At 70.6% G+C, this 25,510-nt stretch carries 30 protein-coding genes; 5 read left to right on the top strand and 25 right to left on the bottom strand.

Going from position 1 to position 25,510, the window contains the following annotated elements:
* Nucleotides 1–879 carry a universal stress protein gene (locus tag ACF3M1_RS02205; protein WP_394003508.1) on the top strand — a complete coding sequence of 293 codons (879 nt, stop codon included), beginning with the start codon at nucleotides 1–3 and terminating at the stop codon, nucleotides 877–879.
* A gap of 278 nt (nucleotides 880–1,157) precedes the next feature.
* On the opposite strand, the gene ACF3M1_RS02200 is transcribed toward ACF3M1_RS02205, so the two are convergent.
* The 10 genes from ACF3M1_RS02200 to ACF3M1_RS02155 form a co-directional block, all read right to left on the bottom strand.
* Entirely contained in the window at nucleotides 1,158–2,264 is a 1,107-nt protein-coding gene (locus tag ACF3M1_RS02200) for a hypothetical protein (protein WP_394003506.1), read from the bottom strand.
* Between the two features lie 84 nt (nucleotides 2,265–2,348).
* Entirely contained in the window at nucleotides 2,349–3,524 is a 1,176-nt protein-coding gene (locus tag ACF3M1_RS02195; RefSeq protein WP_394003504.1) for a DUF1176 domain-containing protein, read from the bottom strand.
* Between the two features lie 66 nt (nucleotides 3,525–3,590).
* Nucleotides 3,591–4,211, bottom strand: coding sequence for an AAA family ATPase (locus ACF3M1_RS02190; RefSeq protein WP_394005152.1), 621 nt, complete (start codon nucleotides 4,209–4,211; stop codon nucleotides 3,591–3,593).
* 62 nt (nucleotides 4,212–4,273) lie between these two features.
* Nucleotides 4,274–4,630: a hypothetical protein gene (locus ACF3M1_RS02185; protein ID WP_394003502.1), complete on the bottom strand. Its 357-nt coding sequence runs from the start codon at nucleotides 4,628–4,630 to the stop codon at nucleotides 4,274–4,276.
* 95 nt (nucleotides 4,631–4,725) lie between these two features.
* Nucleotides 4,726–6,111, bottom strand: a complete 1,386-nt coding sequence (hslU, locus tag ACF3M1_RS02180) for an ATP-dependent protease ATPase subunit HslU (protein WP_394003500.1) — start codon at nucleotides 6,109–6,111, stop codon at nucleotides 4,726–4,728.
* Between the two features lie 99 nt (nucleotides 6,112–6,210).
* Nucleotides 6,211–6,765 (bottom strand): ATP-dependent protease subunit HslV, encoded by a 555-nt coding sequence (gene hslV / locus ACF3M1_RS02175; RefSeq protein ID WP_159680638.1) that lies wholly within the window; start codon nucleotides 6,763–6,765, stop codon nucleotides 6,211–6,213.
* A gap of 73 nt (nucleotides 6,766–6,838) precedes the next feature.
* Nucleotides 6,839–7,720 (bottom strand): tyrosine recombinase XerC, encoded by an 882-nt coding sequence (gene xerC / locus ACF3M1_RS02170; RefSeq protein WP_394003497.1) that lies wholly within the window; start codon nucleotides 7,718–7,720, stop codon nucleotides 6,839–6,841.
* A 10-nt stretch (nucleotides 7,721–7,730) separates the two neighbouring features.
* Nucleotides 7,731–8,408: a DUF484 family protein gene (locus ACF3M1_RS02165; protein WP_394003495.1), complete on the bottom strand. Its 678-nt coding sequence runs from the start codon at nucleotides 8,406–8,408 to the stop codon at nucleotides 7,731–7,733.
* Between the two features lie 10 nt (nucleotides 8,409–8,418).
* Nucleotides 8,419–9,264 (bottom strand): diaminopimelate epimerase, encoded by an 846-nt coding sequence (dapF, locus tag ACF3M1_RS02160; protein ID WP_394003493.1) that lies wholly within the window; start codon nucleotides 9,262–9,264, stop codon nucleotides 8,419–8,421.
* Nucleotides 9,265–9,304: 40 nt separating this feature from the next.
* Nucleotides 9,305–9,583, bottom strand: a complete 279-nt coding sequence (locus tag ACF3M1_RS02155) for a hypothetical protein (RefSeq protein ID WP_394003491.1) — start codon at nucleotides 9,581–9,583, stop codon at nucleotides 9,305–9,307.
* A 152-nt stretch (nucleotides 9,584–9,735) separates the two neighbouring features.
* Between ACF3M1_RS02155 and ACF3M1_RS02150 the strand changes: the two genes are divergently transcribed.
* Together ACF3M1_RS02150 and ACF3M1_RS02145 are read left to right on the top strand one after the other, a co-directional pair.
* Nucleotides 9,736–10,833, top strand: a complete 1,098-nt coding sequence (locus ACF3M1_RS02150) for a DNA/RNA non-specific endonuclease (RefSeq protein WP_394003489.1) — start codon at nucleotides 9,736–9,738, stop codon at nucleotides 10,831–10,833.
* A 12-nt stretch (nucleotides 10,834–10,845) separates the two neighbouring features.
* Complete coding sequence (locus tag ACF3M1_RS02145) at nucleotides 10,846–11,280, top strand: hypothetical protein (protein WP_394003487.1); 435 nt, start codon at nucleotides 10,846–10,848, stop codon at nucleotides 11,278–11,280.
* A gap of 689 nt (nucleotides 11,281–11,969) precedes the next feature.
* Here the strand turns inward: ACF3M1_RS02145 and ACF3M1_RS02140 are convergent.
* From ACF3M1_RS02140 to ACF3M1_RS02090, 11 genes are all read right to left on the bottom strand, one after another.
* A complete protein-coding gene (locus tag ACF3M1_RS02140) occupies nucleotides 11,970–12,365 on the bottom strand; it encodes a YbaN family protein (RefSeq protein ID WP_394003485.1) in 396 nt (131 codons plus the stop codon).
* Nucleotides 12,366–12,416: 51 nt separating this feature from the next.
* Nucleotides 12,417–12,947: a lipocalin family protein gene (locus ACF3M1_RS02135; protein ID WP_394005151.1), complete on the bottom strand. Its 531-nt coding sequence runs from the start codon at nucleotides 12,945–12,947 to the stop codon at nucleotides 12,417–12,419.
* A 90-nt stretch (nucleotides 12,948–13,037) separates the two neighbouring features.
* The gene (locus tag ACF3M1_RS02130) at nucleotides 13,038–14,117 is read right to left on the bottom strand and encodes an SAM-dependent methyltransferase (RefSeq protein ID WP_394003483.1); all 1,080 of its coding nucleotides are present in this window, start codon (nucleotides 14,115–14,117) and stop codon (nucleotides 13,038–13,040) included.
* Nucleotides 14,114–14,905, bottom strand: coding sequence for a DUF1295 domain-containing protein (locus tag ACF3M1_RS02125; RefSeq protein WP_394003481.1), 792 nt, complete (start codon nucleotides 14,903–14,905; stop codon nucleotides 14,114–14,116). The genes ACF3M1_RS02130 and ACF3M1_RS02125 overlap by 4 nt, the downstream gene beginning before the upstream one ends.
* Complete coding sequence (locus ACF3M1_RS02120; protein WP_394003479.1) at nucleotides 14,902–16,155, bottom strand: class I SAM-dependent methyltransferase; 1,254 nt, start codon at nucleotides 16,153–16,155, stop codon at nucleotides 14,902–14,904. Before ACF3M1_RS02120 ends, ACF3M1_RS02125 begins: the two co-directional genes overlap by 4 nt.
* On the bottom strand, nucleotides 16,152–16,958 hold the full coding sequence (locus tag ACF3M1_RS02115) for a DUF1365 domain-containing protein (protein ID WP_394003478.1): 807 nt from the start codon (nucleotides 16,956–16,958) through the stop codon (nucleotides 16,152–16,154). The genes ACF3M1_RS02120 and ACF3M1_RS02115 overlap by 4 nt, the downstream gene beginning before the upstream one ends.
* Nucleotides 16,955–18,280, bottom strand: a complete 1,326-nt coding sequence (locus tag ACF3M1_RS02110; RefSeq protein ID WP_394003476.1) for an NAD(P)/FAD-dependent oxidoreductase — start codon at nucleotides 18,278–18,280, stop codon at nucleotides 16,955–16,957. The genes ACF3M1_RS02115 and ACF3M1_RS02110 overlap by 4 nt, the downstream gene beginning before the upstream one ends.
* Nucleotides 18,277–19,227: an acyl-CoA desaturase gene (locus tag ACF3M1_RS02105; protein WP_394003474.1), complete on the bottom strand. Its 951-nt coding sequence runs from the start codon at nucleotides 19,225–19,227 to the stop codon at nucleotides 18,277–18,279. Before ACF3M1_RS02105 ends, ACF3M1_RS02110 begins: the two co-directional genes overlap by 4 nt.
* Before the next feature lie 109 nt (nucleotides 19,228–19,336).
* On the bottom strand, nucleotides 19,337–20,122 hold the full coding sequence (locus ACF3M1_RS02100; RefSeq protein ID WP_394003473.1) for an anti-sigma factor domain-containing protein: 786 nt from the start codon (nucleotides 20,120–20,122) through the stop codon (nucleotides 19,337–19,339).
* The gene (locus ACF3M1_RS02095) at nucleotides 20,119–20,688 is read right to left on the bottom strand and encodes a sigma-70 family RNA polymerase sigma factor (RefSeq protein WP_394003471.1); all 570 of its coding nucleotides are present in this window, start codon (nucleotides 20,686–20,688) and stop codon (nucleotides 20,119–20,121) included. The genes ACF3M1_RS02100 and ACF3M1_RS02095 overlap by 4 nt, the downstream gene beginning before the upstream one ends.
* A 110-nt stretch (nucleotides 20,689–20,798) precedes the next feature.
* On the bottom strand, nucleotides 20,799–21,587 hold the full coding sequence (locus tag ACF3M1_RS02090; protein ID WP_394003469.1) for a hypothetical protein: 789 nt from the start codon (nucleotides 21,585–21,587) through the stop codon (nucleotides 20,799–20,801).
* Between the two features lie 150 nt (nucleotides 21,588–21,737).
* Here ACF3M1_RS02090 and queD point away from each other — a divergent pair, with 150 nt between their 5' ends.
* Both queD and ACF3M1_RS02080 read left to right on the top strand, forming a co-directional pair.
* Complete coding sequence (queD, locus tag ACF3M1_RS02085) at nucleotides 21,738–22,106, top strand: 6-carboxytetrahydropterin synthase QueD (RefSeq protein WP_394003467.1); 369 nt, start codon at nucleotides 21,738–21,740, stop codon at nucleotides 22,104–22,106.
* A 140-nt stretch (nucleotides 22,107–22,246) separates the two neighbouring features.
* Entirely contained in the window at nucleotides 22,247–22,648 is a 402-nt protein-coding gene (locus ACF3M1_RS02080) for a phasin family protein (RefSeq protein WP_394003466.1), read from the top strand.
* 94 nt (nucleotides 22,649–22,742) lie between these two features.
* Here the strand turns inward: ACF3M1_RS02080 and ACF3M1_RS02075 are convergent, their stop codons facing one another.
* The 4 genes from ACF3M1_RS02075 to ACF3M1_RS02060 all read right to left on the bottom strand — a co-directional run bounded on the left by ACF3M1_RS02075 (nucleotide 22,743) and on the right by ACF3M1_RS02060 (nucleotide 25,503).
* On the bottom strand, nucleotides 22,743–23,150 hold the full coding sequence (locus ACF3M1_RS02075; protein WP_394003464.1) for a DUF3037 domain-containing protein: 408 nt from the start codon (nucleotides 23,148–23,150) through the stop codon (nucleotides 22,743–22,745).
* Nucleotides 23,128–23,904, bottom strand: coding sequence for a HipA family kinase (locus tag ACF3M1_RS02070; protein ID WP_394005150.1), 777 nt, complete (start codon nucleotides 23,902–23,904; stop codon nucleotides 23,128–23,130). Before ACF3M1_RS02070 ends, ACF3M1_RS02075 begins: the two co-directional genes overlap by 23 nt.
* Nucleotides 23,904–24,602, bottom strand: a complete 699-nt coding sequence (gene ung, locus ACF3M1_RS02065) for a uracil-DNA glycosylase (RefSeq protein ID WP_394003462.1) — start codon at nucleotides 24,600–24,602, stop codon at nucleotides 23,904–23,906. Before ung ends, ACF3M1_RS02070 begins: the two co-directional genes overlap by 1 nt.
* A gap of 67 nt (nucleotides 24,603–24,669) precedes the next feature.
* Entirely contained in the window at nucleotides 24,670–25,503 is an 834-nt protein-coding gene (locus ACF3M1_RS02060) for a PleD family two-component system response regulator (protein WP_394003460.1), read from the bottom strand.
* Nucleotides 25,504–25,510 lie beyond the last annotated feature (7 nt).

Raw genomic sequence — 25,510 nt, 5'->3', positions numbered from 1 at the left:
ATGACGTCACCTCCCCTGATCCCCGCCGGCGGCCGCGTACTGGCCGCCATCGACGGGTCCGCACACGCGCGCGGCGTGGCCGACCTCGCGGCGTGGGCCGCGCAGCGGCTCGGTGTCGGGCTCGACGTGATGCACACGATCGAGCGCGACGCCACGGTCGCGCCGCCGGCCGATTTCAGCGGCAGCCTCTCACTGGGCAGCCAGGAAACGCTGCTGGCCGAGCTCGCCGCGCACGACGCACAGCACGGCCAGCTGGCCCAGCGCCACGGCCGGGCGCTGCTCGACCAGGTGCGTGCGCACCTGCGCGAGACGGCCGGCATCGAAGCCGAGGCACGCCTGCGTCATGGTGCGCTGGTGGACGCACTGACCGATGTCGAACCGGATGTGCGCCTGTTCGTGCTGGGCCGACGCGGGGCGGACGACGACGGCGCACCGGGCCACCTGGGGCGCAACCTGGAGCGTGCCATCCGTGCCGTGCGTCGCCCGGTGCTGGTCGTCACCCGGCCGCAGACGACGGTCGCCGCATTCGCCGTCGCCTTCGACGGCAGTGCCACGGCGCAGCGCTGCGTGGACCTGGTCGCGGCCAGCCCGCTGTTGCGGGGATTGCGCTGCCACCTGGTGACGGTCGGCCACGACGACCGTCACGCCGCCGCCCACGCGGCCGCCATGGCCACACTGGACGCGGCAGGCTTTGCCCCGAGGGTGATCACGCTCGCCGGCGCGGCCGACGCGGCGCTGGTCACGCACGTGGCGGCGGAGCATCTCGATCTGCTGGTGATGGGCGCCTATGGCCATTCGCGCATCCGCCGGCTGATCGTCGGCAGCACGACCACCCGGGTGCTGCAGACCACACGCGTGCCGGTGTTGCTGCTGCGCTGACCAATACACGCCAGGCGCCCGCGCAACGGCATGTGATGGTGGGAACAGGCGATTATCCGACACGCTGGCGCTGCGGATTCCCGCATCGGTCGCCATCACCTGTCTCGCGATGCCGTTGCGTCGGGCTTGGGTGCAGCGGCTGCCGTATCGCAGTTGGGCCGCCGCTCCGTGCTTCGTATTGTGGGTGACCGGGTCGAGCCGACGGGCGACGGGCGCCTGCGAGCCGACAACCTGCCCGTGGACCTGCCGCCCGAACCGTCCACCGGAGGACACACGCGTCATCCTCTCCCCTGTCCCGACGCTGCTGGCCGCGTGGCGGCGCCTCCCTCGCGGCCCGGGCCTTCGCCGAAGACGTCACGCCACGCCGCATAGGCGACCAGCCCCATCGGCAGCAGGATCAGCAGGACCAGTGGCTGATACACCAGCACGAACAGCAGGCCGGCGTTGACCATCATCCAGCCCAGCAGAGCACGTGGATTGCGCAGCACCAGCTGCAGGTTTTCCGAAACGGCGTCACGTACCGACACCTGGTCGAGCACGATCCGGGTCACAGCGAAGAACAGCAGCGCGGTCGCTGGAATTGCGCCTGCCGCGAGGGCCAGCGCAGTGACGGGACGCGTCAGTGCCGACATGCCGTCCGCATCTGCGGTGACGAATGCCATCGCCGCTGCGGGACCCGCGGCCAACAGCATCACGACGCACTGGAAGGCGAAAACCGATGCACTGAGCAAGGCGAGTGCCGGCAGCGCCCACCGGATGCGCCACAGCGCACACAGGGCGGCGCCGGGCGCGGCACGGCCCGCTGTGAGCACACCATGGATCATCAGCAGCGCCCAGGCCGAGCACAGCGGCACCACCAGCTTCGACGCGATGACACCGCCGCCCGGCCATCCAAGCTGCAGCGCGATCTCGACCAGCATCGGCAGCGCGGCCAGCCCGTAGAGCCGAGCCGGCGCGCGGCGGAACATCCGCCATGCCTCGCGCAGCCAGCGTCCGACACGGCCTGCCGGCCAGCCGAGGCGCGACATCTTTGAAACGGATACATGCGACATGGACCGACTCCCCACCTGGATTGTCAGAACAGGACGCAGCGACCGCGGCCGGTGTGACCGCGCCGCCTCGTTCCGCGCATGATCCTGCGCGGCAATCGCTTCGCGCTGTGCGCCACGTCCGCAGCGCGGGCGCAAGCGTGCGTTACTGCGCGGCCTCAAGCAGCGGCTTGGCCCAATCGGGCGTGGCGGCCAGCGCGGCGACGTCGCGCCATCTGGCGTGACCAGCGCGCCATCGACCATCTCCAGCAACACCGCCGAATCCGGCAGTTCTTTTCCGCGCGCGGCCTCGACGCCGTTGTCGAAGGCCTGCATGTGCGCGAGCGCCTGCAGCACGACCACCCGGGTGCTGCAGACCACGCGCGTGCCGGTGCTGCTGCTGCGCTGAGCTGTGCACGCGCGCTGGCGCGTGCGGCCGGGTCAATCGGCGGTGCGCCAGAGACTTGGCCAGTCGCCCGGTGCCGCGCCGCCGCAACGCCGCAGCGCCGAATAGCTCGCCAGATGGAAGGCCTGGCCGTCGTACCGCCAGGTCGCGGCTTCGCCGCAGTCGCCCAGGCCACGGCCCTTGGCGAGATGCGACAGGGTGCCGGTCGCCGGCACGTAGCCGGCATTGGTGAGCATGGCGAAGCCCTGGTCCGGGGCCACGGCCGCGAGCCCGGGCGGCGCCGGCAATTCGAGTGGCGCGCCGGCGCCATCGTCGCGGGCGACGCGGAAGGCGACGCTGGAAGTCTGGCAGGCACCGCTGTAGCAGGCCACGAACACCAGCACGTGGTCGGCATCGAGGGTATGCGCATCGTCGTGGCGGCGGATGTCGTAGGCGTCGCGCGGCGCATCGCAGTCCAGCGCGCGCAGGCGTTCGGCCTGGGTCTCGCGCACGCGGTCGGCGAAGGTCCGCACTTCCTCGCCGGTCAGCGACGGCTGCGGCGCAGGCGCGGGCGGCAGGCGGGGCAGCGACGGGGACGGCGGCACCGCGGCCTCGCTGCGCTCGCCGGGCCGGGCCCAGGCGCCGGGGGTATCGAGCCGTTGCTGCTGCTCGTCGACCAGCAGCAGCGCGGCGGCGAGTCCCGACAGCGAGACGTCGGTGCGGGCATTCCCGGCTCCGGTCGACAGGCGCGCACCGTTGCGCACCGTCGCAATGAAATGGGCGATCGCGGCGGGATCGTCGAGCACCAGGGCACCAGTGTCGACATCGCTGCGCCACGGCAGGCTGCGCAGCGGCTCGGACGCCTGGCCGTCGAGCTGCAGCGTCGCGGCGTCCATGCGGCCGTCGTAGGTGCCCAGATGCAGGCGCTGGGCGCCGTCCGGCCCGGCGTCGCGCGCCAGCCGAAGGGTCAGCCCGAAGCGTGCATCGTCGGCGACGCCGATCGCCTCGCAATGCCGGCCGTTGTCGCAGGCGACGAGGAAATCGCGCAGTTCGCGGTACAGCGGCGCGGCGGCTGGGCCGGCGTCGATGGCCGGCTCAGGCGCGGCGTCGGTGGCCGCGGTCGGATCGACAGGTTTGGCGACGGGCGCGTTCGACGGCGTGTCGTCGCTGCAGCCTGCGGCCAGCAATGCCGTGGCCAGAAGGGGAAACAGCGCACGGGACGGTCGGATCATCGGCGACTTCTGTAGATGGAACGGCCCTGCATGGTGCGGCATGCCCCGCTGCAGACGGTGAAGGGGTCAACCGCGCAACGCAGCGCCGAGCAGCGGCTGCGCCCAGGCCGGCGTCGCACGCAGCGCCTCCGCATCGTCCGCGTCCGGCTGCAGCAGGCGGCCGTCGACCATCTCCAGCAGCAGACGCGGATCGGGCACCGACGCGCCGCGCGCGACGTCGCGGCTGTTGTCCCAGACCTGCAGGCGCGCCAGGTGCGGCATCAGCACGACCAGGTTCTCGCGGGCCCGCATCCAGCGCGCGCGGATGTCGGCCTCGGGAATCGCATGGCCGCCGACGGCGACGCGGGCCGCGACGCGCGCGATGTGCTGCTCCACCGAGCCCAGCCCGCAGAACCACATCAGCACGTCGTGCGTGCGCGCGGCCCGGGCGATCCGCGCGGGCACGGTATGGCCGCCGAGCGTGGTCTCGAACGCGTGGTCGTACCCGGCGGCGAGCGCGACGTCGAGCCGCCGCATGCCCTCCTGCCAAGCGGCGGCGTTGGCCTCGGGCAGCGTGCAGCCGGTACGCGCAGCGAGCGCACGCGCGAAATCGTCGGGGTTGAACCAGGTCAGGCCCGCCCGCGCGAGCAGATGGCCGCCGACCGAGCTCTTGCCGGCGCCATTGACCCCCGCCAGCACGTACAGCACCGGGCGGGACGGCGGCGCGGTGTCGACCGGGGACCGCGACGCCGGCGCCGGCGTGCGCCGGCTCAATGCGAGGCGCCGGCCTTGACCTTGCCGCGCAATGCGACCGGCCGGTCCATGACCGCCCGCAGGCGATCACCGGCATCGTCGGCCCGAAGCGCGGCGAGCGCGCGGTCGAACTCGGCCTGCAGTTCCTCGAGCGCCGAGCGCTGCGGCGCGGTGGCCGCCTCGAGCGCGCGCAGGATGGCGGCATAGGCGTCGGCCGACAGGATCACCGCCTCCGGCGTGTCGTGATGGGTGACCAGCACGTGGCCCTCGCGGGCCACCGATTTCATGACCCCGCGCCAGCCGAGCTTCTTCACGTCCGAGGCCGGAGTGCGCGGCAGCGCGTCGAGGGCGTCGAGCTTCAGGGCGACGGTCATGGCGGAGACTCCGGACGGACAGGCCGCCAATATACCCAAATTGGCCATTCTGGCCAGTGAAGGCGCCGGCAGGCGTGCCCTGCCGGCGATGCGGATTAGAGGATGTAGCGGCTCAGATCCTGGTCTTGCACCAGATCGCCCAGCTGCTGGTCGACGTAGGCACGGTCGATGACCACGGTGCCGCCCTTGTCGGGTGCCTCGAAACTCAGCGAATCGAGCAGGCGTTCGAGCACGGTGTGCAGACGACGCGCACCGATGTTCTCCTGGCGCTCGTTGACGTGCGCGGCGATCTCGGCGAGCCGCTCCACCGCATCGGGCGCGAAGGTCAGGCCGACGCCCTCGGTCTTCAGCAGCTGCACGTATTGCGTGGTCAGCGCCGCCTTCGGCTCGGTGAGGATGCGGACGAAATCGTCCTTGGTCAGCGCGGTCAGTTCGACGCGGATCGGGAAGCGGCCCTGCATTTCGGGAATCAGGTCGCTGGGCTTGGCGAGATGGAACGCACCCGACGCGATGAAGAGGATGTGGTCGGTCTTCACCGAGCCGTACTTGGTGCTGACCGTGCTTCCTTCGACCAGCGGCAGCAGATCGCGCTGCACGCCTTCGCGGCTGACGTCGGCGCCGCTTGCACCGCCTTCGCTGCGCTTGGCGACCTTGTCGATTTCGTCGATGAAGACGATGCCGTGCTGCTCGCAGGCCTCGATCGCGGCCTCGCGCACATCGTCCTCGTTGACCAGCTTGCCGGCCTCGTCCTCGATCAGCTGCGGCCGCGCGGCGCGGATCGTCAGCTTGCGCTTGTGGGTCTTGCCACCGCCGAGGTTGGCGAACATCTGCCGTAGCTGCTGGCCCATTTCCTCCATGCCCGGCGGGGTCATGATGTCCATGCCCTGCCCGGCGCTGAGTTCGAGTTCGATCTCGCGATCGTCGAGTTCGCCGGCGCGCAACTGGCGGCGCAGCTTCTGCCGCGTCTCGGACTCCTTCGACGAGGGCTCGGCGCCGATGTCGACGGTCGCGGTCTGCGCGCCGAAGCCGAACGCCGGCTGCGGCGCCTCGCGTTTCGGCAGCAGGGCATCGAGGATGCGGTCCTCGGCGCGTTCTTCGGCCTGCGTGCGCACGCGCACCTTGGCCTGCTCGCGATACAGCTTGACCGCGGTGTCGGCGAGGTCGCGGATGATCTGCTCGACGTCCTTGCCGACGTAGCCCACTTCCGTGAAGCGCGTGGCTTCGACCTTGACGAACGGCGCATTGGCGAGCGTCGCCAGACGGCGCGCGATCTCGGTCTTGCCGACGCCGGTCGGACCGATCATCAGGATGTTCTTGGGCATGACCTCGTTGCGCAGATCGTCGTCGAGCTGCGCGCGGCGCCAGCGGTTGCGCAGTGCGATCGCGACCGCACGCTTGGCGGCGTTCTGGCCGACGATGTGGCGGTCGAGTTCCTGCACGATCTCGCGCGGGGTCATGGTGGAAGAGACGGGATTGGGCATTGGGGATTCGGGATTCGTAAGAGCGGAGGGTCGCGCGATCGGAATTCAGAGGCGGGACCGGCTGTTCCGAATCCCTTCTCCCGAATCCCCAATCCCGCGTCAGAGTTCTTCGACGACGACGTTCCGGTTCGTATAGATACAGATGTCGCCGGCGATGTTGAGCGACTCGACGGCGACAGTGCGCGCGTCGAGTTCGGTATGCGCGAGCAGCGCGCGCGCGGCCGACAATGCGTAGGAGCCGCCGGAACCGATCGCGATGATGCCGTCGTCGGGTTCGATGATGTCGCCGTTGCCGCTGATGATCAGCGAGGTCTCCGCATCGGCGACCGCGAGCAGCGCTTCGAGCTTTCCGTAGCGGCGATCGGTACGCCAGTCCTTGACCAGTTCCACCGCGGCGCGCACCAGCTGGCCGCCGTGCTGCTGCAACTTGCCTTCGAAGAGTTCGAACAGGGTGAACGCATCGGCGGCAGCGCCGGCGAATCCGGCGAGCACCTTGCCGCCCTCGCCCAGGCGACGCACCTTGCGCGCGTTGCCCTTCATGATGGTGTGGCCGAGCGTGACCTGGCCATCGCCGGCGACGACCACCTTGCCGCCCTTGCGGATCGACACGATCGTCGTGGCGTGGAATACGTTGGGATTCTGGCTGGGGTCCATGCGGCCTCCAAGGATCGAATCCACTGGATGGGGCCGCTCGGCAGCGGATCAAGCCGGGATCGTGACCGCCGGGTCAGGATTTCCGCTTCGCACGCGGATGCGCCGCGTCGTAGACCTTGGCCAGGTGCTGGAAATCGAGATGGGTGTAGATCTGCGTGGTCGCGATGTCGGCGTGGCCCAGCAGTTCCTGCACCCCGCGCAGGTCGCCGGAGGATTCGAGCACGTGGCTGGCGAACGAATGCCGCAGCAGGTGCGGGTGCACGCGCTTGAACAGGCCCTGGCGCTGGGCCAGCAGCCGGATCCGCAACTGCACCGCGCGGGCGGTGATCGGCCCGCCGCCGCGACCGGGAAACACCGGCGTCGCCGCGCTGCCGCCGCTGTCTGCACGCCAGGCCGACAAGGCGCTGCGCGCATGGGTGCCGACCGGCACGCTGCGCTGCCGACTGCCCTTGCCGAGCACGGTCACCAGGCCGGCGTCGAGGTCGAGGTCGCGCCAGCGCAGGCCCACCAGTTCGGACAGGCGCAGGCCGGACGAATAGAACAGTTCCAGCAGCGCGCGGTCGCGCAGGCCGAGCGGCGCATCGACCGGCACTTCGACCAGCTGCGTGGCCTCGTCGACGTCGAGCACCTGCGGCAGGTTGCGCGGCGCCTTCGGGCCGCGCACGCCGGCCGCCGGATTGGCGGCGATGTGGCCGTGCTTGAGCAGCCACTGGTAGAAGCTGCGGCACGCCGACAGCCGACGCTGCAGGCTCTTGGGCGACAGGCCGCCGCGGTGGCCGGCGGCGACGAAGGCGCGGATGTCGTCGCCCTGCAGGCCACGCAGATCGCCGCGCGCCTGCGCGCCGGTCCAGTCGACCAGCGCGCTGAGATCGCGGCGATAGGCGTCGAGCGTGTGCACCGACATCCGCCGTTCGACCTGCAGATGCGCGAGGAACGCGTCGACGTCGGCGTGCATGCGCGTGGACTCAGGCGGCGGTGTCGAACCGGCGCATCGCGGCCGCGAAGGCCTCGCCCATCATGCGCAGGAACAGCGTGCCCATGCCGGGATAGAAGCGGTTGGCGTCACGGCTGCCCACGGCGATCAGGCCGACGCCGGCCAGCGGCAGCAACGCGCTGGATTGCACCTCGTCCACGCGCGGCCCGTACAGCAGCGACTGCTTGTCCGGATGCAGGCGCCCGCACAGCGGTTCCTCGTCCTTGAGGCAGTCGACGAAGGGCTGCAGCGCCCGGTCGTCGCGCGCGACGACCTGCACCCAGTCCTCCACCAGCCCCGGAACCGGCGCGAACAGCACGACGCGCACGAGATCGCCGTTGAAATCCTCGGCGAGCGTCGCGGCGAGCGCGCGCACGGTGGACGCCGGGTCGGACTGGCGCATCAACGCCAGCGTGAGCTGGTGCGTGCGCACCGCGAGACGTTCGTTTTCCTGCGAGATCGCATACAGATCGCGCAGGCGCTTGGACAGTTCGCGGTTCTTGTCGCGCAGCACTTCCAGCTGGTAACTCGCGAGCGACGCCGCCGGGCCGTCCTCGCGCGGCACCACCAGGGTCAGCGCCAGATCCGGAAACTGCTGCAGGAACTTCGGCTGGCGTCGCAGCCACGCCGCGACCTCGTGGGCACCGAGCTTCTCGGTCGTCTCGCTCATGCGCGCGTCCTCATATCGACAATTCCCCCTCGAAAACAAATGCGGCCGGCCCGGTCATCGCCAGTGTGGCGGTGTCGGACGGCCAGTCGATGCGCAGCGTGCCGCCCGGCAGCGCCACGGCGACCGAACGCGCGGTGAGACCGCGGCGCACCAGCACCGCGACCGCCGCGCAGGCGCCGCTGCCGCAGGCGAGCGTCTCGCCGACGCCGCGCTCGAACACGCGCAGGCGGACGCGGTCGTCGGCGACGACCTGGGCGAAGCCGACATTGACCGATTCGGGAAACCACGGCGACGCCTGCAGCGCGCGGCCGATGCGGTCGACATCGGCGGCGTCGATGTCGTCGACCTCGACCACCGCATGGGGATTGCCCATCGACGCCGCGCCGAAGGCGAGCGGGCCGATGCCGTCGACGGCCAGCGTGTACAGCGGCTGTGCCGCGTCGACGCCCCCCATCGGAATGCGCGCCGGCGCGAATTCGGGCACGCCCATCTCGATCCGGAACGCGTCGCCGTCGCGGGTCACCTCATGGCGACCGGCCGGGCTGTCGAGCGCGAAGACCGCGTCCTTGACGCCGTCGCGCACCAGCCAGGCGGCGACGCAGCGCGCGCCGTTTCCGCATTGCTGCGAGGCCGAGCCGTCGGCGTTCCAGATGCCGTAGCGGGCCACCGCGCCGGCGGACTGCGGCGGTTCGATCGTCAGGATCTGGTCGCAGCCGACCCCGGTGTGGCGGTCGGCCAGTGCGCGGCACAGGGCGGCATCCGGGGCCGGTGCGCCGTGGCGCAGGTCCAGCACGACGAAGTCGTTGCCGGCTCCGTGCATCTTGGTGAAGCGCATTGGCGGTCGTGAAGGTGACATCGGACTGCAGTCGGAGACGGGACGCCCTGCGTCCGTCCGCTCAGGGCGTTCCGGTGGCGGCCGGCACGTCGCGGATCAGCGGGACCGGCGTCGCGGGCACCGGCTCGGGCGCGTCGTCGGCGCCATCGTCTTCGTCGGCGTCGTCCCAGTCGGCCTCGTCCTGCGCGTCCAGCTGCTCCCGGGTGGGGATCGAGCCCTTGAAGATGTAGCGGCCCCGGTCCTCGGGCGGCACCTGGGACGGCTGCAGGAGGTCGGCCTTGTTGCCGCAGGCGGACAGCGACAGCGCGGCGGCGAGGATCAGCGGAAGACGGATGTGCATGGCGCGGAGTGTAGCCCGGCACCGTCGCGCGGGACATCTCCGGCGGGCCCGTGGAACGGCGTGCGGGCTGCGCGGCACCCAGGGTCGGCCCCAGATTGTGGCCGTCGGCGCGGCTGCCGACACTGGTCGCCTATTCCGTGGCAGGACGGACGATGGGCATTCTCGATGGGCTGGGCAACGCCGCGTCCCAGGTCGGCGGCGTGTTCAAGGGCGCTGGCGAGGTCCTGTGGGACACCGGCGAAGGCGTGGTCACCCTCGGCGGCAACGCGCTGAAGGCCGGCTACGACCTGAGCCCTGCGGGGCTCGCCGTCGATGGCGTGACCGGCCTGTACGAACGGGCGACCGGCGACGTGCTCGACGCACCGGACTGGCTGCCGTCGGCCGCACGCGGCGGCGAGCGCATGGAGGCCGCCGCCGAGGTCGTGTCCACCCTCGCGCGCAATCCCGGACTGCTGGTGGACGCGGTGGTCGATCCGATCCAGGCCGACTGGCAGGCCGGCCACTACGGCGAGGCCATCGGCCGCGGCGCGACCGAACTGGTGCTCACCGTCGTCGGCACCAAGGGCATCGACAAGGCGGCGAATGGCGCCAAGGTGGCCGATGCCGCCGAGACGGCCGCCGATGCCGTGCGTGTGGCCGAGCGCGCGGACGATCTCGGCGATGCCGGCCGCAGCTCCGCCGCGCGCAGCGCCGACGATGTACTCGGCGACATCCTCGCCGGCGCCGACACCGGGCGCACGGTGGGCGGCCGTCCGCTGCTGGCGTTCGAGTCGATGGATGATTTCAATGTCGCCGCGAACGCCGCGCGCCCGGACACCGTCTACGAATTCGGCAATTACCGCTGGACCACCGACGATCAGGCCCGGGTGATCCGTGCCGAGGGCCGTGTGGACCTGGAACCGGTGGGCCGCAACGACGCCGGCCTGCAGCGCGAGATCGGCAACGAAGGCCGCGCGACCGACGTCGGCTTCCACGTCATCGCCGACCGGCTGGCCGGGCCGACCAATCGCCTGAACGTGGTGCCCGGCAACGGCAAGCCGATCGGCGACGGCCTGCCCAACCTCAACAACGGCGACTACAAACGCTTCGAGAACCAGCTCGCGCGCCTCGCCGAGGCCGGGCACGACGTGGATATGCGGGTATCGCCCCAATACAATCCGGGCAATACCAGTTCCCGGCCCGACGCGTTCGTTGCGGAATACCGCGTGGATGGCGGCGACTGGATCGACCAGACCTTCCCCAACAAGTGATGCGACCGCCGAATGGATGATCTCAATGCCGCCTATGCGGACACCGTGCGTGCGGTGGCCGCGAGCGTCCGCGACGTGAACGACGGCGAGTGGGGCGAACGCGACTGGCTGCGCCTGGTGGTGGATTTCGAAACGCTGCCTGGCGACGACGGCGCGCCGCGCACGAGCAGCCTGTCGTTCGCGATCGCGCGGGTGCCGGACGGCCCGCTGGAGAAGGTCGCGTTCCGGCTGTCGCCCGAGGCCAAGGCCGGCTTCGCGTCGATCGGCCGGATCATGCACGCGCAGAAGGGCCAGTGGTGGAGCACCAGCACGCTGGTGGTCGAACGCGACGGACGTTACGACTTCCAGTTCGCCTACACCCCGCCCTACCGCCTGTCGGGCAACCTCAACGACACGCGCTATCGCGACTATCTCGAGCGGTACAAGGCCGAGACCGGCGCGCCCTGAGCCCCGGTCGGCGCGGATCGTGCGATGCGCCGCGAAGCGCATTGCCCTGCAGGCGTGCACCCCGCGCGTCCAACCGCGAAGACGACCGCCCCCTGTAGGAGCGCGCTCGCGCGCAATGGGCTGTGCCCGGCAACGCCCGTTCGCGCGCAAGCGCGCTCCTACACGGGCACTGCGAATCGGTGCGTCCTCAATGGCGAGTGCACCCGCGCCTATGGTTTGAATGCGAGCCCCCGAAGCCCGCACCGCCCTCCTGTAGGAGCGCGCTCGCGCTCGATGGGCGGTCCCGGTAACGCCCGTTCGCGCGCGAGCGCGCTCTTACACGGGCACTGCGAATCGGCGCGTCCTCAATGGCGAGTGCACCCGCGCCTATGGTTTGAATGCGAGCCCCCGAAGCCCGCACCGCCCTCCTGTAGGAGCGCGCTCGCGCGCGATGGGCCGAGCCGGTAACACCCGTTCGCGCGCGAGCACGCTCCTACACGGGTATGGCGGGTCGGTGCGTCCTCGATGGCGGCTGCACCCGCGTCTACGGTTTGAATCCGAGCCCCCGGAAGCCCGCACCGCCCTCCTGTAAGAGCGCGCTCGCGCGCGATGGGCTGTGCGGGTAACGCCCGTTCGCGCGCGAGCGCGCTCCTACACGGCGGGATCCGGGCGTTACAGATGCGCGCCAGGCGGGGACGACGGGGCGACTCTCAAGGCGCCGGTGGCTCCGGCCGCAGCCACAACCACGCGGCGACCGCGACCATGCAGGCGATCGGCAACGCCGTCATCCATCCGCGATGCGCCGGGATCCACAGCATCAGCGCGAGCAGGACGGCCGCACAGACCGTCATCGTGACGGTGGCGAGCCATTTGGCGCGGCGGCTGACCGCGCCATGCGCCTGCCAGTCACGGATCGACGGGCCGAAACGCGGATGCGTGAGCAGCCAGCGGTGCAGCCGGTCGGAGCCGCGCGCCGCGGCCCAGGCGGCGATCAGGACGAAGACCGTCGTCGGCAGGCCCGGCACGAAGACGCCGACGAGCCCCAGCCCGAGGCTGGCATAGGCCAATAGCCACCAGGCCCAGCGGAAACGGGTGCGACGCTGCATGCCAGCATTCTAGGCATGCGCGCCGCGTGCCCGGCGTGCAGACGGCGGGGACTACTCGACGCGCGACGCGTCCCGGAGCCGCGCCGGATCGGCGGCCGACTGCGGCACCCGCCGGATCTTCGACACGTCGTAGCCGAGATCACGGATGCGCTCGATGTGCGCGGCGTAGTCGTCGTCCGAGATCGCCGGCGTGCGCGCCATCAGCCACACGTAGTCGCGCTTGCTGCGGCCGACGATCGTCTGCTGGTAGTCGTCGTCGAGATAGACGATCACGTACTCGGCCTTGATCGGCCAGACGAACTGCATGCCCCAGATCGCATTGCCGGTGCCCTCGCGCACGGTGCCGGTCGGGTGCAGCGTCTTGATCTTCTCGTCGAAGCCGCCGTCGCGGTAGCGGAACGTGGTGTCGACCTTGCCGTCCTCGCGCAGCGTGTAGGTCTCGACCGAATCGAAGGCCTCGCGCTCGAGCCGCGTCGGGATCTGCGCGATGACGTACCAGTCGCCCATGAAGCGCGGAACATCGACATGGGGCACGGGGGGAATCGGGTCTTTCACGTTGGCGCCTCCGCAGGCCGCGAGCATGCCGGCGGCAATGCCCGCGAGGATCAGGCCGGCGGCGCGGCGCCGGTTCGGGGTGGTCATGGAAACGCTCCTGTAGTGGATGCGGCGCCGTCAGGCGTCGCGGGCGAAGCGGTAATGCGCGACCAGCCACTCGCGCCCGTGGTCGTAGCCGAACAATTCCGCGCACGACATCCAGAACATGCGCCAGCGCTGGAACCACAGCTTCGCGCCGTCGGCGCCGTAGGCCTGCTCGAGCACCGCCATCACCGCGTCGCGGTTGCGGTCCTGGTTGGCCAGCCAGTGGTCGGACGTGCGCTGGTAGTGCGTGCCGTCGAGCAGCCAGCGCTGCTGCAGCGACAGGCCCTGCTGGAAATTCAGCAGCGTGTCGGCGGCCGGCATCAGGCCGCCGGTGAAGAAGTGCCGGCCCATCCAGTTGTCCTCGCCCTCGGTCTCGTAGGGATACATCAGCGTGCGATGGGCGAAGATGTGCACGAACAGCTGCCCGCCCGGCTTGAGCCAGCTGCGGATGCGCTGCATCAGGATCTGGTAATTGCGCATGTGTTCGAACATCTCGATCGAGACCACGCGGTCGAACCGTTCGCCATCGAGTTCGAGCTGGTTGACGTCACGAGTGATCACCCAGACGTTGCGCAGCCCGCGCTCGCGGCACTGGGCCTCGATGTGCTCGCGCTGCGGCGCGGAGTTCGAGACCGCGGTGATCCGCGCATTGGGATAGCGCTCGGCCATCCACAGCGTCAGCGAGCCCCAGCCGCAACCGAGCTCCAGGATCTCCTGGCCGTCGGCGAGCGCCGCGCGTTCGCCGTACAGCGCGAGCATCGCGTCCTCGGCCTGGTCGAGCGTCTCGTCGCCCGTGGCGTAATAGCAGCTGCTGTACTTGAAGCGCCGGCCCAGGCACAGCCGGAAGAACGCCGGCGGCAACTCGTAGTGCTGCGCGTTGGCCGCGTCGGTGTGGATCGCGACCGGGCTGGTGCGCAGCGATTCGATCAGCTCGCCGTAGCGGCGCGACTGCGCTTCAAGCCCGCCTTCGCGCTCCTCGGCAAGCCGCTGCGCGCACATCCGGCGGATGCCCTGGCGCAGCAGGGCGTCGGGCACCAGGCCGCGCTCGGCCAGGCCGAGTACACCGGGGGCGGGCGCGTCGTGCGCCAGTTCGGCACGGGCCGTCGTCGTCATGCGGGGGGTCCTTTCGAATCCTTGGGAAACCACGGGAACAGCATCGGTGTGGTGCGCTGGTAGTCGCGGTAGTCGTCGCCGCGCGTGCGCAGCGCCTGCTGCTCGGTGTACGGAATACCGCTCACGTAGCGCAGGAACAGGTACATCACCAGCGGACCGGCCAGCGACAGCCACCACAGCGGCGAACCGGCCGCCAGCACCACGTAGGTCAGCCAGTGCAGCCATTCGAAGAAGTAGTTCGGATGACGCGAATACCGCCACAGGCCGTCACGGCAGGTCTTGCCGCGATTGCGCGGATCGGCACGGAAATCGGCCAGTTGGCGGTCGGCCACCGCCTCGCCGCCGACACTGACCAGCCACACCGCGATCGCGCCCAGCAGCCACGGCGCGTCGGAGGGATTGGCCGCCACGGCGAGGAACGGCAGCGAGAACAACGCGATCAGCAGCGCCTGGGCCTGGAAGAACAGGAAGAACTTGCGTTGGTCGCCCTGCCAGTGCGCGCGCAGATAGGCGTAACGGCCGTCCTCGTCTTCGCGGCGGACCCGCTTCCACAGGTGCGCGGCCAGTCGCGCGCCCCACAGCACGCCGAGCACCGCGAGCAACGCGCGCGGCAGCAGCGCGCCCTCGCCGAGTGCCGCGGCCAGCGCCGCCGCCACGCCAACGCCCGCTGCCCAGACCACGTCGACGATGCCCGCGTTGTCACGCGCGCGCTGCCAGCGCCAGGCCAGCGTCATCGCGATCGACGCGGCGATCCAGACCACCAGCAGGGTCAGCCACGGCGTACTCATGCCGCACCGCCTTGCGCGCGTACGTGGCCCGGCTTGCCGAGGAGCAGATGGGCCACGCCGATCGAGCGTTCGCGGAAGCCACCCTCGCAGTACGCCAGGTAGAACTCCCACATGCGTGCGAAGCGTGCATCGAAGCCCTGGGCGCGCACGTCGGCCAACCGCGCCATGAAGCGCTCGCGCCACGCCTGCAGGGTGCGCGCGTACGACGGGCCGAAGTCCTCGAGCTGCAGCAGTTGCAGATCGCTGGCCGCAGTCTTGGCCTGCACCATCGCCGAGACCGAAGGGATGAAGCTGCCCGGGAAGATGAAGCGCTTGATGAAATCGACCGAGTCGCGCGCCTGTGCGTAGCGGTGGTCCTCGATCGTGATCGCCTGCAGCAGTGCGGCGCCATCGGGTTCGAGCAGCGTGCCGAGCTTGCCGAAGTAGGTCTCCAGATACTGCGCGCCGATGGCTTCGATCATCTCGATCGACACCAGCTTGTCGTAGGTGCCCTCGAGGTCGCGATAGTCCTGCAGCAGCAGCGTCACCCGGTCCTGCAGCCCGGCCTCGGCGACGCGCCGGCTGGCCAGGGCGTGCTGTTCGCGCGAAATCGTGGTCGTGGTGACGTGGCAGCCGTAATGGCGCGCGGCGTGCAGCGCGAAGCCGCCCCAACCGGTGCCGATCTCGATGACCCGATCGCCCGGCACGAGAGCGAGCGTGCGGCAGATGCGGTCGAGCTTGCGCGCCGAGGCGGTCTCCAGCGTGTCGTCGTCGCGCTCGAACAGCGCCGACGAATACATCAGGTCGGGCGACAGGAACAACGCGAAGAAATCGTTGCCGAGGTCGTAGTGCGCGGCGATGTTGCGCCGGCTGCCGGCGTGGGTATTGCGGCGCAGCGCGTTCCAGCCGCGCAGCGCGAGCCCGCCGGCGCGCGCGAGCCCGGTCTCCATGCTGTCGAGCAGATCGCGGTTGCGCACCAGCAGGCGCACCAGGCCGACCAGGTCGTCGCACTGCCAGTGCCCGTCCATGTAGGCCTCGCCCGCGCCGACGCTGCCGCTGGCGGCGACCATCCGGTAGAACGCCGGCGCGTGGACGCGCACGGTGACCGGGCGGCCGGCCGACGCATCGCCGAACGTGCGCACGCCGAGCCCGTCTTCGACGCGCAGGCCGCCGCCGCGCAGCTGCGCGAAGGTGTCGAGCAGGCAGCTGCGGAGCACGCGGTCGAGCGCGCCGTAGGTGGAGGGCGCCGTGCCGGCGACGATGTCGTTCATGGGCGGATGTCCGGGCGAGGCGCGCGCGCGAGGCGCGGATGGTCGTGGACCGGCGTGCGCTTGAGCCAGAGTTTCAGGGCCTGCCAGTGGATCGCCCCGACGACCTGCGCCGTCATCGCCGGGTAGCGCCACAGCACGCGTGCCAGCGAGGTACCGTCGAGCGGGCGCCGGCGCAGGGTCAGGGTGGCGTCGAACTCGCGCTCGCCGCCGCGCAACACGTCCATGTGCACGTGCAGGTCGTCCGCCGGCGCGGTGAACCGCCAGCGGTAGTCGCGCTCCATCGCCATGAACGGCGAGACGTGGAAGCGCTTGTCGAAGGCCCACTGCAGCACGCGCCCGCGGCGCTCGGCGGTTTCGACCGGCAGCACGTAGGCATGGCGCTCGCGCCAGGGCGTGTTGGTGATCTCGGCGACGACGGTGTCGAGCGTGGTGCCGTCGGCGCGATAGCAGTAGTAGAAACTGACCGGATTGAACACGTAGCCGAAGTAGCGCAGATGGGTCAGCAGGCGGATCGGGCCGTCGGGCGTGTGGCCGGTGGCGCTCTGCACACGGCCCCGCACCGCATCGGCCAGCGACAGCGTGGCCGGCCCCATGTAATCGGCGCGACGGAACTGGGCCAGGTTCGCGCGGCGGCTCGACCACAGCCAGCGGCGGTCGAAGACGTGGTCCACCTCGTCGAGGTCGAGCCAGAGCTGGGCCATCCGGTAACGGAACGCATGCGCGCGCGGCACGTGCCGGCGATGGCGCACGACGCCCTCGTAGACCGCGCTGGCGGTGGCGCCGGCGTCGCGATGGTGGCTCATGCGGACGCCCACGACGCCTCCGGTGAAGATGCAGGCGCCGAGCGTGTCAGGGCCGCTGTCTGCGCGGCGTCCACGTTCGGACCGAGGCCGAAGGCCTGCGCGACGCGTGCGGCGCTGCGGATGCCGTCTTCGTGGAAGCCCCAGCCCCAGTACGCGCCCGCATACCAGGTATTGCGCACGCCCTGGATCTCGTCGGCGCGCTGCTGCGCCGCCACCGCCGCGGCGTCGTGGATCGGGTGCGCGTAGCGCATGCGCCGCAGGATCCGCTCCGGATCGATCGCCTCGCTGCGGTTGAGGGTGACGATCAACGGCTCCGGCGCGTCGATGCCCTGCAGCAGGTTCATGCAGTAGCTCACCGTGCAGGCCTGGGTCGGCGACGCCGGCACATGGGCATTCCATGCGGCCCAGGCCTTGCGCCGACGCGGCAGCAGGCGCGCATCGGTGTGCAGCACGACGTCGTTGGGCTGGTAGCGGATCGCGCCGAGGATCGCGCGCTCGGATGCATCGGCATCGTCCAGCAGCGCCAGCGCCTGGTCGCTGTGGCAGGCCATCACCACGCGATCGAAGCGCTCGGTGCCGGCCGCCGAGGCGATCTCCACACCCGCCACGTCCCGGCGCACCGCATGCACCGGGCAGCCGACACGCTCCTCGACGCGCCAGCGCGCGCGCAGCGCGTCGATGTAGCGCGACGAGCCGCCCTGCACCACGCGCCACTGCGGGCGGTCGTCGACCTGCAGCATCTGGTGGTTGGCCATGAACTGGACCAGGTAGCGCGCGGGAAAATCGAGGATCCGCTGCGACGGCGACGACCACAGCGCCGACGCCATCGGCACCAGGTGCTCGTCGCGGAAGGCCGCGCCGTAGCGATTGGCATCAAGCCAGTCGCCGAGCGACGGCCCCGGCCCCGGGCCTTCGAGCAGCGCCGGCGCTTCGCGGTAGAACCGCGTCAGGTCACGCAGCATGCCGAGGAACCGCGGCGAGACGAGATTGCGCCGCTGGCAGAACAGGCCGTCGAGCGAGGTCGCGTTGTATTCCACCCCGCTCGCCTCGCTGTGCACCGAAAAGCTCATCGTCGTCGGCGACGAGTCCACGCCGAGCGATGCGAACAGGCCCGACAGCAGCGGGTAATGCCGCGGATTGAAGACGATGAAGCCGGTGTCGACCGCGTAGTCACGGCCCTGCAGGTGGATGTCGTGGGTATGGGTGTGGCCGCCGAGCCGCGATTCGGATTCGAACAGCGTCACCGCATGACGCTGCGACAGCCACCACGCGCTGGCGAGCCCGGCGATGCCCGAGCCGACGACGGCGATGCGGAGCCTCATGCGCGCGCCTTCGCATGCACCCAGGCCGGCACGGGCTTGAGATCGCGCACCAGCCCGCACCAGGACATCAACGTCAGCCCGTACCAGGTGAGATCAATCTCCCACCAGCGGAAGCCCTGGCGCACCGTGCCGGGGAAGAAGTGGTGGTTGTTGTGCCAGCCCTCGCCGAAGGTCAGCAGCGCCAGCCACAGGTTGTTGCGGCTGTCGTCACCGGTCTCGAAGCGACGGCTGCCGTAACGGTGGGCGAGCGAATTGATCGTCACCGTGGCGTGGAACAGCACCGTGGTCGAAATGAAGAAGCCCCAGACCAGCATCTGCCCGCCCGTCGTGCCGAGCCCCGGCGCGACGCGCTCGAGCAGAGCACCGAGGCCGTAAAGGCCGACGGCCAGCAGCACCGGCACCAGGGTGTCGTAGCGGTCGAGCCAGCGCAGCTCGGGGTATTTCGCCAGATCCGGGATGCGCGACCAGTCGGTACGGAAGCCCTCGCGCGTGAGGAACCAGCCCATGTGGCTGCGCCAGAAGCCGTGCACGCGCGGCGAATGCGGATCGCGTGCGGTCTCGGTGTGCCGGTGGTGGTTGCGGTGGTGCGCGGCCCACCACAACGGCCCGCGCTGCACGCTGGCGGCGCCGACCAGCGCGGCCACGAACTGCACCACGCGCGAGGTGCGGAAGGTGCGGTGCGAGAAATAGCGGTGGTAGAAGCCGGTGATCGCGAACATGCGCACTGCGTACAGCGCGACCGCCACGAGCACCGCCACCGGCGACACGCCCACCCAGAACACCGCCAGACACGCCACGTGCATCGCGAAGAACGGCACCGCGCGCAGCCAGTCCACGCGATCGCCGTCGTGTCCGTCGGCCGCCGCAGCGTCGGTGTCGAACCAGCGGCGCAGCGCGGCACGAAGCGGACGTGGCGGCGGCGCGCCGTTGGCGTGCGGATTCGACATGGGGGTTCCTGCAGATACGGCTTGCACAAGATACGGCCGAGCACCGCATTCGGATGCAGAACGTCACGCCCCGGGTCATGCGCGCCGGTGCATCGCGCACCGGCGCGGTTCAGATCCGCAGTGTTCCGCTGGCGACGATCGGCCCGGTCGGTGCACCGTGCGGTGCGCCGCCTGGCGGTTCCAGCGAGACCGCGAGCGTCGCGCCGGCGACCAGCGCAGCGCGCAGGCCACTGGGCACGTCGACCGACAGCGAGCGGTCGTTCGACACCAGACCGAGCGACGCCGGACTGCCGCCTTCGGGAATGAGCCACAGTTCCGCGACGCGGCCCTGGGCATCGGCCTCGCCCGGCACCGGCACCACCAGCACGCGCCCCTGGGCGGCATCGATCGAGGCGAGCCAGGCAGGCGAGCCGTCTTCGTGCGCCAGCGTCGTCACCGGCAGCGCCGGCGCGGTCTCGACCGCAGGCGGTGCCGGAGGCGGCGTCACCGCGACCGGCGGCGTGCGCGTGTCGTCGACCGGCACGCGGCCGGCCAGCACCGCGACGATCGCGACCACCGCCGCAAGTGCCGCCGTCGCGCGCCAGAAGCCCGTGCTGTGCCAGAGCCCGCTACGGGCCGGGCCGACCGCCGGCCAGCCGAGCTCGCGGCGGATTCTCGGCCACACGTGGGCCGGCACGTCGGCGTCCGGCACGGCGTCGAGCCACGGCGCGAGGCGCCATTCCCAATCAGCCACGAGTCGGGCGAACGCAGGCTCGCGGTCGCGCCGCGCCTCGGCCTCGGCGCGCTGCGCGGTGTCGAGCACGCCCAGCACGTATTCGCCGGCGAGCAGGTCCGCACGCGGCGGCTCGGGGCCGCCGTCGTCGTCGATGTCGAAGTCCGCGTCGCGCACGTTCATTGCTCCAGGCACACCCGCAGCTGCAACAGTCCACGCCGGATCCAGCTCTTCACGGTGCCCAGCGGCGAGCCCGCGCGCCGCGCGAGCTCCTCGTACGTGGACCCGTCGAAGAAGGCCGCGCGGATCAGACGGCGACGGCGCGGTTCGAGCGTCTCGAAACACGCGTCCAGTCGCGCACGGTCGTCGGCGCGCGCACTGGCCTCGACCGGCGTGTCGGCATCGTCGGGCATCGCCTCGACGAGATCGACCGGCGCGAGCTGCACCTGCGGCCGCGCACGCAGGCGGTCGATCGCGGTGTTGCGCGCGATCGTCGCCAGCCACGTGGCCGCGCCCGCGCGCGCCGCGTCGAACTGGCCGGCCTTGCGCCACACGCGCACATAGACCTCCTGCAGCGCGTCCTCGGCTTCCTCGCGGTCGCGCAGGACCCGCAGACAGATGCCGAACAGGCGCGACGCGCTGGCGCGGTAGACCGCTTCGAATGCGTCGCGATCACCCTCGGCCGCACGCGACAGCTGCGCGTCCAGGCCGGACGCGGCGGAGGTGGACGGAGAATCGGAAGGAGTCATCCCTGGCGCGCGCATCCTGGAGTCGATGCGACGCATGGTTACCGCTCGCGTCCGCCGCCGCAAGCGCGATGCGCGGAAGCACGGCCGCGCGGCACGACGCGATGCGGGCTTCAGACCGTGCATCGTCCGTCCAGCGGGTTCGACAGCGCAGCCTCGATCTCCGCCGGCGACACGGCAAGGGGCGGCGTGGCCGGGAACACGATGCGCACGTCGCGCGGGCGTCCGCGTGCATCGCGGACGGTGCCCGGTCCGGCGAATTCGCGCAGGCGGCGATCGTCGAGCCCGTAGCGCAACTCGATCGACGGCACCACCGCACCGAACCAGCGATCGACCGCCATGCGCAGATGGCGCATGCCGTCGCCCTCGCCCACCTGCGAGACCCGCACCGGCACGAACGCGAAGCGCTCCGGCAACAGGAATGCGAGCCGCTGCGGGCCGGCATCGAACGCCTCCCAGCGCGCGCGGACCGCCGCGTCGAATCCGGCGTCGATGACCGCCGGCATCTCCGCCTCCGGCAGCGGCCGTGTGCGCAGCGCGCCGTCGCGCTCGACGAACACCTCGCGCCGGCCGTCGTGCGTGCGCACCCCTTCGCTGTACGCGGTGCGCGCATCCACGTAGTGCACGTCGGGCTGGGTGGCAGCCGCATGCGTGAGCACCGACTTGCGGGCGAATGCACGGCCATCGGGGCAGCGGTACAGCACAACGCGCCGCGGCACGCCGTCGACCCGGTCGCGCCAGTGGGTTTCGCGATAGAGCAGCCGTCCGTCGTCGCGTGCGAAGGCGCGCGCCTCCTCGCGCACGGCCGCCGGTGTCGACGCAGAGGCGAGCATCAGCAGGATGACCAGCACCCAGGCGGACGGCGCGACGCGAGTAACGGAAGCAGCGGCGGATGGGGCCATGTCGGATCCCGGGAATGGATGTCCGGGACATACGCGGGCGTCGTGCGCGCGGATGCAGCGGCCCGGCGATCACGACGCCGGCGCCGGGGAGCAGGACCGCAGCGCACACGAACGATTGCCGCGCCGGCGGTCACCCTCGACAATGCAGCCATGGACATCTTCAAGGTATTCACCCTCGAGGCCGCACACCGGCTGCCCAATGTGCCGCCGGGCCACAAGTGCGCGCGGCTGCACGGGCACTCGTTCCAGGTGGAGGTCCATGTCTCGGGCACGCCGGGCGCCGAGAGCGGCTGGATCATGGACTTCGGTGATCTCAAGACCGCGTTCGCCCCGCTGTACGCGCAACTCGACCATCACTATCTCAACGACATCCCGGGGCTCGAGAACCCCACCAGTGAGATGCTGGCCATCTGGATCTGGGACCGGCTCGCCCCCACGCTGCCCGGGCTGAGCGCAATCGTGATCCGCGAAACCTGCACGTCCGGCTGCCGCTACACCGGCCCGTCCGACGCCCGCTAAGCGACTGATTTAAAACGCCTAAGTCCTGAAATTATGAACAGGCGCCGACCGCTCGTCGGCATTTTGTTGCACTGCAACATGAGTGCGTTATGCTGCACCGCACAAACCCGGCAGTCCGCCGGCCCACGCAGGTAACCGCCATGTCCTACCAGTTCAACGAGCAGTTCACCGCCGCGTCGCGCCAGTTCGCCGATGCCGCATCCCACATCAACCACATCGCGCTGCAGAACGTCGAAAAGATCGTCGGCCTGCACCTGTCGACCTTCAGCGAGAACGCCAACGCCACGTTCGCGTTCGCCAACGAAGCGATCGACGTGCGTGACCTCGACGGCTTCAAGGCCCTGTGGCCGAAGGGCGCGCAGGTTGCGCGCGAGAACGCCGAGCGTCTCGTCAGTGCCGGCCAGGAAGTCCTCGGCCACACGGTGAAGACCCAGGAAGCGATCGCCGAGCTCGCGAAGGCCCAGATCGAGGCGACCACCGCCGACGTCCGCGCCGAAGCCGAGAAGGTCGCCAAGAGCGCCTCGAAGGCCGCGAAGCGCTGAGTGCGCCGCGGGGCTCGCGCCCCGCACATCGAATGACCGGGCGCTCCCTCCCTCGCCCGGTTCGGACCCGGCAGCTGCACGCTGCCGGGTTTTTTTATGCGTCGCCCGGCGGCGTCGGCGGCAGCACCATGCGCGCCAGCAGGCGATCGCAGAGGCCGTCCGGATCGCCGGTCCGCCCGGTATGCACCGGCGAGACCTGGATGATCGAACTGCGTCGTGCGGTGAGCCAGTGGAAGCGCGCGCGTGCCGGCAGTGCGGCGATCGGTCCGCCGTCGGCATCGCCGCGGCAGATGCGCACGATCGCATCGAGATGGCGCTGCACGGTCTCGACATCGGCATGCGGATCGAGCGCGCGCAGGCGCGCCGGGTCCAGGGCCATCGCCGCGGCCAGCGTGCGCGTGGCCTGGCACGAGACCAGCACACCCGCATTGATGAATTCCTCGCGTTCGACCCGGGGCACGACCCGGATCACCGCGTAGTCATAGACGACCGGCGTGCGCACGTTGCGCCTCCTCGACGAACACGGCGCGCTGCGCCAGCCGCTGGCAGAAGAACGCGACGTAGGCCTCGCGGTGCGCCGCGCGGTCGGCGAAACCCGGTTCGTCGCCCAGCCAGGCATCGGGCACCAGGCCGACGATACGCCGGATGTCGTCCTCACAGATGCGTGCCGACAGCTCGGCATCGGCCGTCGCCAGCGCCGAGGCGAACGGCAGCAGCACATGGTCGGCGATGCGCGTGAACGGCGAGACCGCGATGCGCGCCGCGCTGTCCCAGTCGTGATGGAAATACAGCGCCGCGCCATGGTCGATCAGCGTCAGCCGGCGGTGCCACACCAGCAGGTTGGTATTGCGCGGCGTGCGGTCGACATTGCAGGTGAAGGCGTCGAACCAGACGATCCGCGAGGCCAGTGCGGCGTCCGGCGCGTCGACCGCGGGATCGAAGTTGATCGCACCGGGCAGGTAGTCGAGTGCGAGGTTGCAACCGGCGCTGGCCCGGATCAGGTGCTGGATCTCGGAGTCGGGTTCGGTCGCGGCCATCGCCGGGTCGAGATCGATGAACACGATCTCCGGGATCGGCAGGCCGAGCAGGCGCGCGAATTCGCCCGCGACGAGCTCGGCGACCAGGGCCTTCGCGCCTTGTCCCGCGCCGCGGAACTTCATCACGTACATGCCGTCGTCGTCGGCCTCCACCACCGCCGGCAGCGAACCACCCTCGCGCAGCGGGGTGACATAGCGTGTGGCCTCGACGGCGCGGATCATGCCGGCAGGGCCGCGCGCGGCGGCAGCGACCAGTCGACCTGGGCGATGCCGCGCTTGCGCAGGAATGCATTGGCCTTGGAGAAATGACTGCTGCCGAGAAAGCCGCGGTGCGCCGACAATGGCGACGGATGCGTGGTGCGCAGCACGCAGTGCCGGCGGGTGTCGATGACCTTGCCCTTGGCCTGGGCGTAACTGCCCCAGAGCAGGAACACCAGATCCTCGCGCTCGCGGTTGAGCACGTCGACGACGTGGTCGGTGAAGCCCTCCCAGCCCTTGCCCTGGTGCGCGCCGGCCTTGCCCTCCTCCACCGTCAGCACCGCATTGAGCAGCAGCACGCCGCGCTGCGCCCAGGGCATCAGCCAGCCGTGGTCGGGACGCGCGAAACCGACGTCGCGCTGCAGCTCCTTGTACATGTTGTCCAGCGACGGCGGCACGCGCACGTCGGGCCGCACCGAGAAGCACAGGCCATGCGCCTGACCGGCACCGTGATAGGGATCCTGACCGAGGATGACCACCTTCACCGCATCGAACGGCGTGGCGTCGAACGCGGCGAAGATCTCCGGGCCCGGCGGAAAGATCCGCGCGCCCGCGGCCTTGCGCTCGCGCAGGAACGCCGACAGCGCGCGCATGTCGTCGCGCAGCAGCCAGTCGCCGACGCGCGCTTTCCACGAGGGTTCGAGCCTGATCTCGGACATGCGGGTTCCTGCGGCGGGTGGAACAGGGTAGCGGCCGCGTCGTGCCGGCCCAAGGCCGGCGTCGGGGTCAGCCGACGTCGGGCATCGCTGACAGGCGCAGCTGGAACAGCGCCTTGCTCGCGAGCACGCGTTCGTCGGCCGGCTTGACCACCAGATCGTTGGCGCCGGCGTGCAGCAGGTCGATCTGGTTTTCCCGGTTGCCGTCCCCGGTCATCACCAGCACCGGCAGCCGGCGCTTGCCGTAGCCGAAATCGCGGCGCACCGCGCGCAGCAGCTCGTGCCCACTGAGTTCGCCCTTCAGATACACGTCGGTCAGCACCAGGTCGGCGCCGGGGGCACCGGGCGAATCGCGATAGGCCTCGAGGTAGGCCAGTGCGTCCTCGACACTCACCACGTGGGTCACCCGCATCTGCTGGGCCTCGAGCATCCGCCGGGTCGCCAGCGCGACCGTGCGGCTGTCCTCGACGTACAACACGTGGGCGTCGGGAATCGGCGCCGGGTGCACATAGCCACGCACGAACTCGGCCAGCGCCCGATGTCCGAGCGCCTTGTCGAAGTGGTCGGTGATGTCCTCGTTGAACCGGCGCGCCTCCAGGTGCGCCTGGGCATCGCCCGAGACCACGATCACCGGTACGTAGCGCTGGCCCGCGGCCTCACGCACCGCACGTGCCAGATGCAGGCCTTCGCCGTCGGGCAGGAACAGCGACGTGCTGACCAGATCGACCGGCGCCTGCGCGAGCGCGGCCCGCGCTTCGTCCAGCCCGCCGCATTCGACGATCTCAACATCGGAGAGCGCCTGGCGCAGTACGTCGCCGATCAGGCGACGCACCAGTTTCGAGCCGTCGACCACCATGATGCGCGGCGACGCGCTGACGACGTGACGGAAGTCCTGCACGGGCATCGTCGGG

The organism is Luteimonas sp. WGS1318 (genome assembly GCF_043187535.1).
GTDB lineage: Bacteria > Pseudomonadota > Gammaproteobacteria > Xanthomonadales > Xanthomonadaceae > Luteimonas.
The sequence above is the reverse complement of the archived record's forward strand: the minus strand, read 5'-3'. Positions and strand labels throughout refer to the sequence as shown.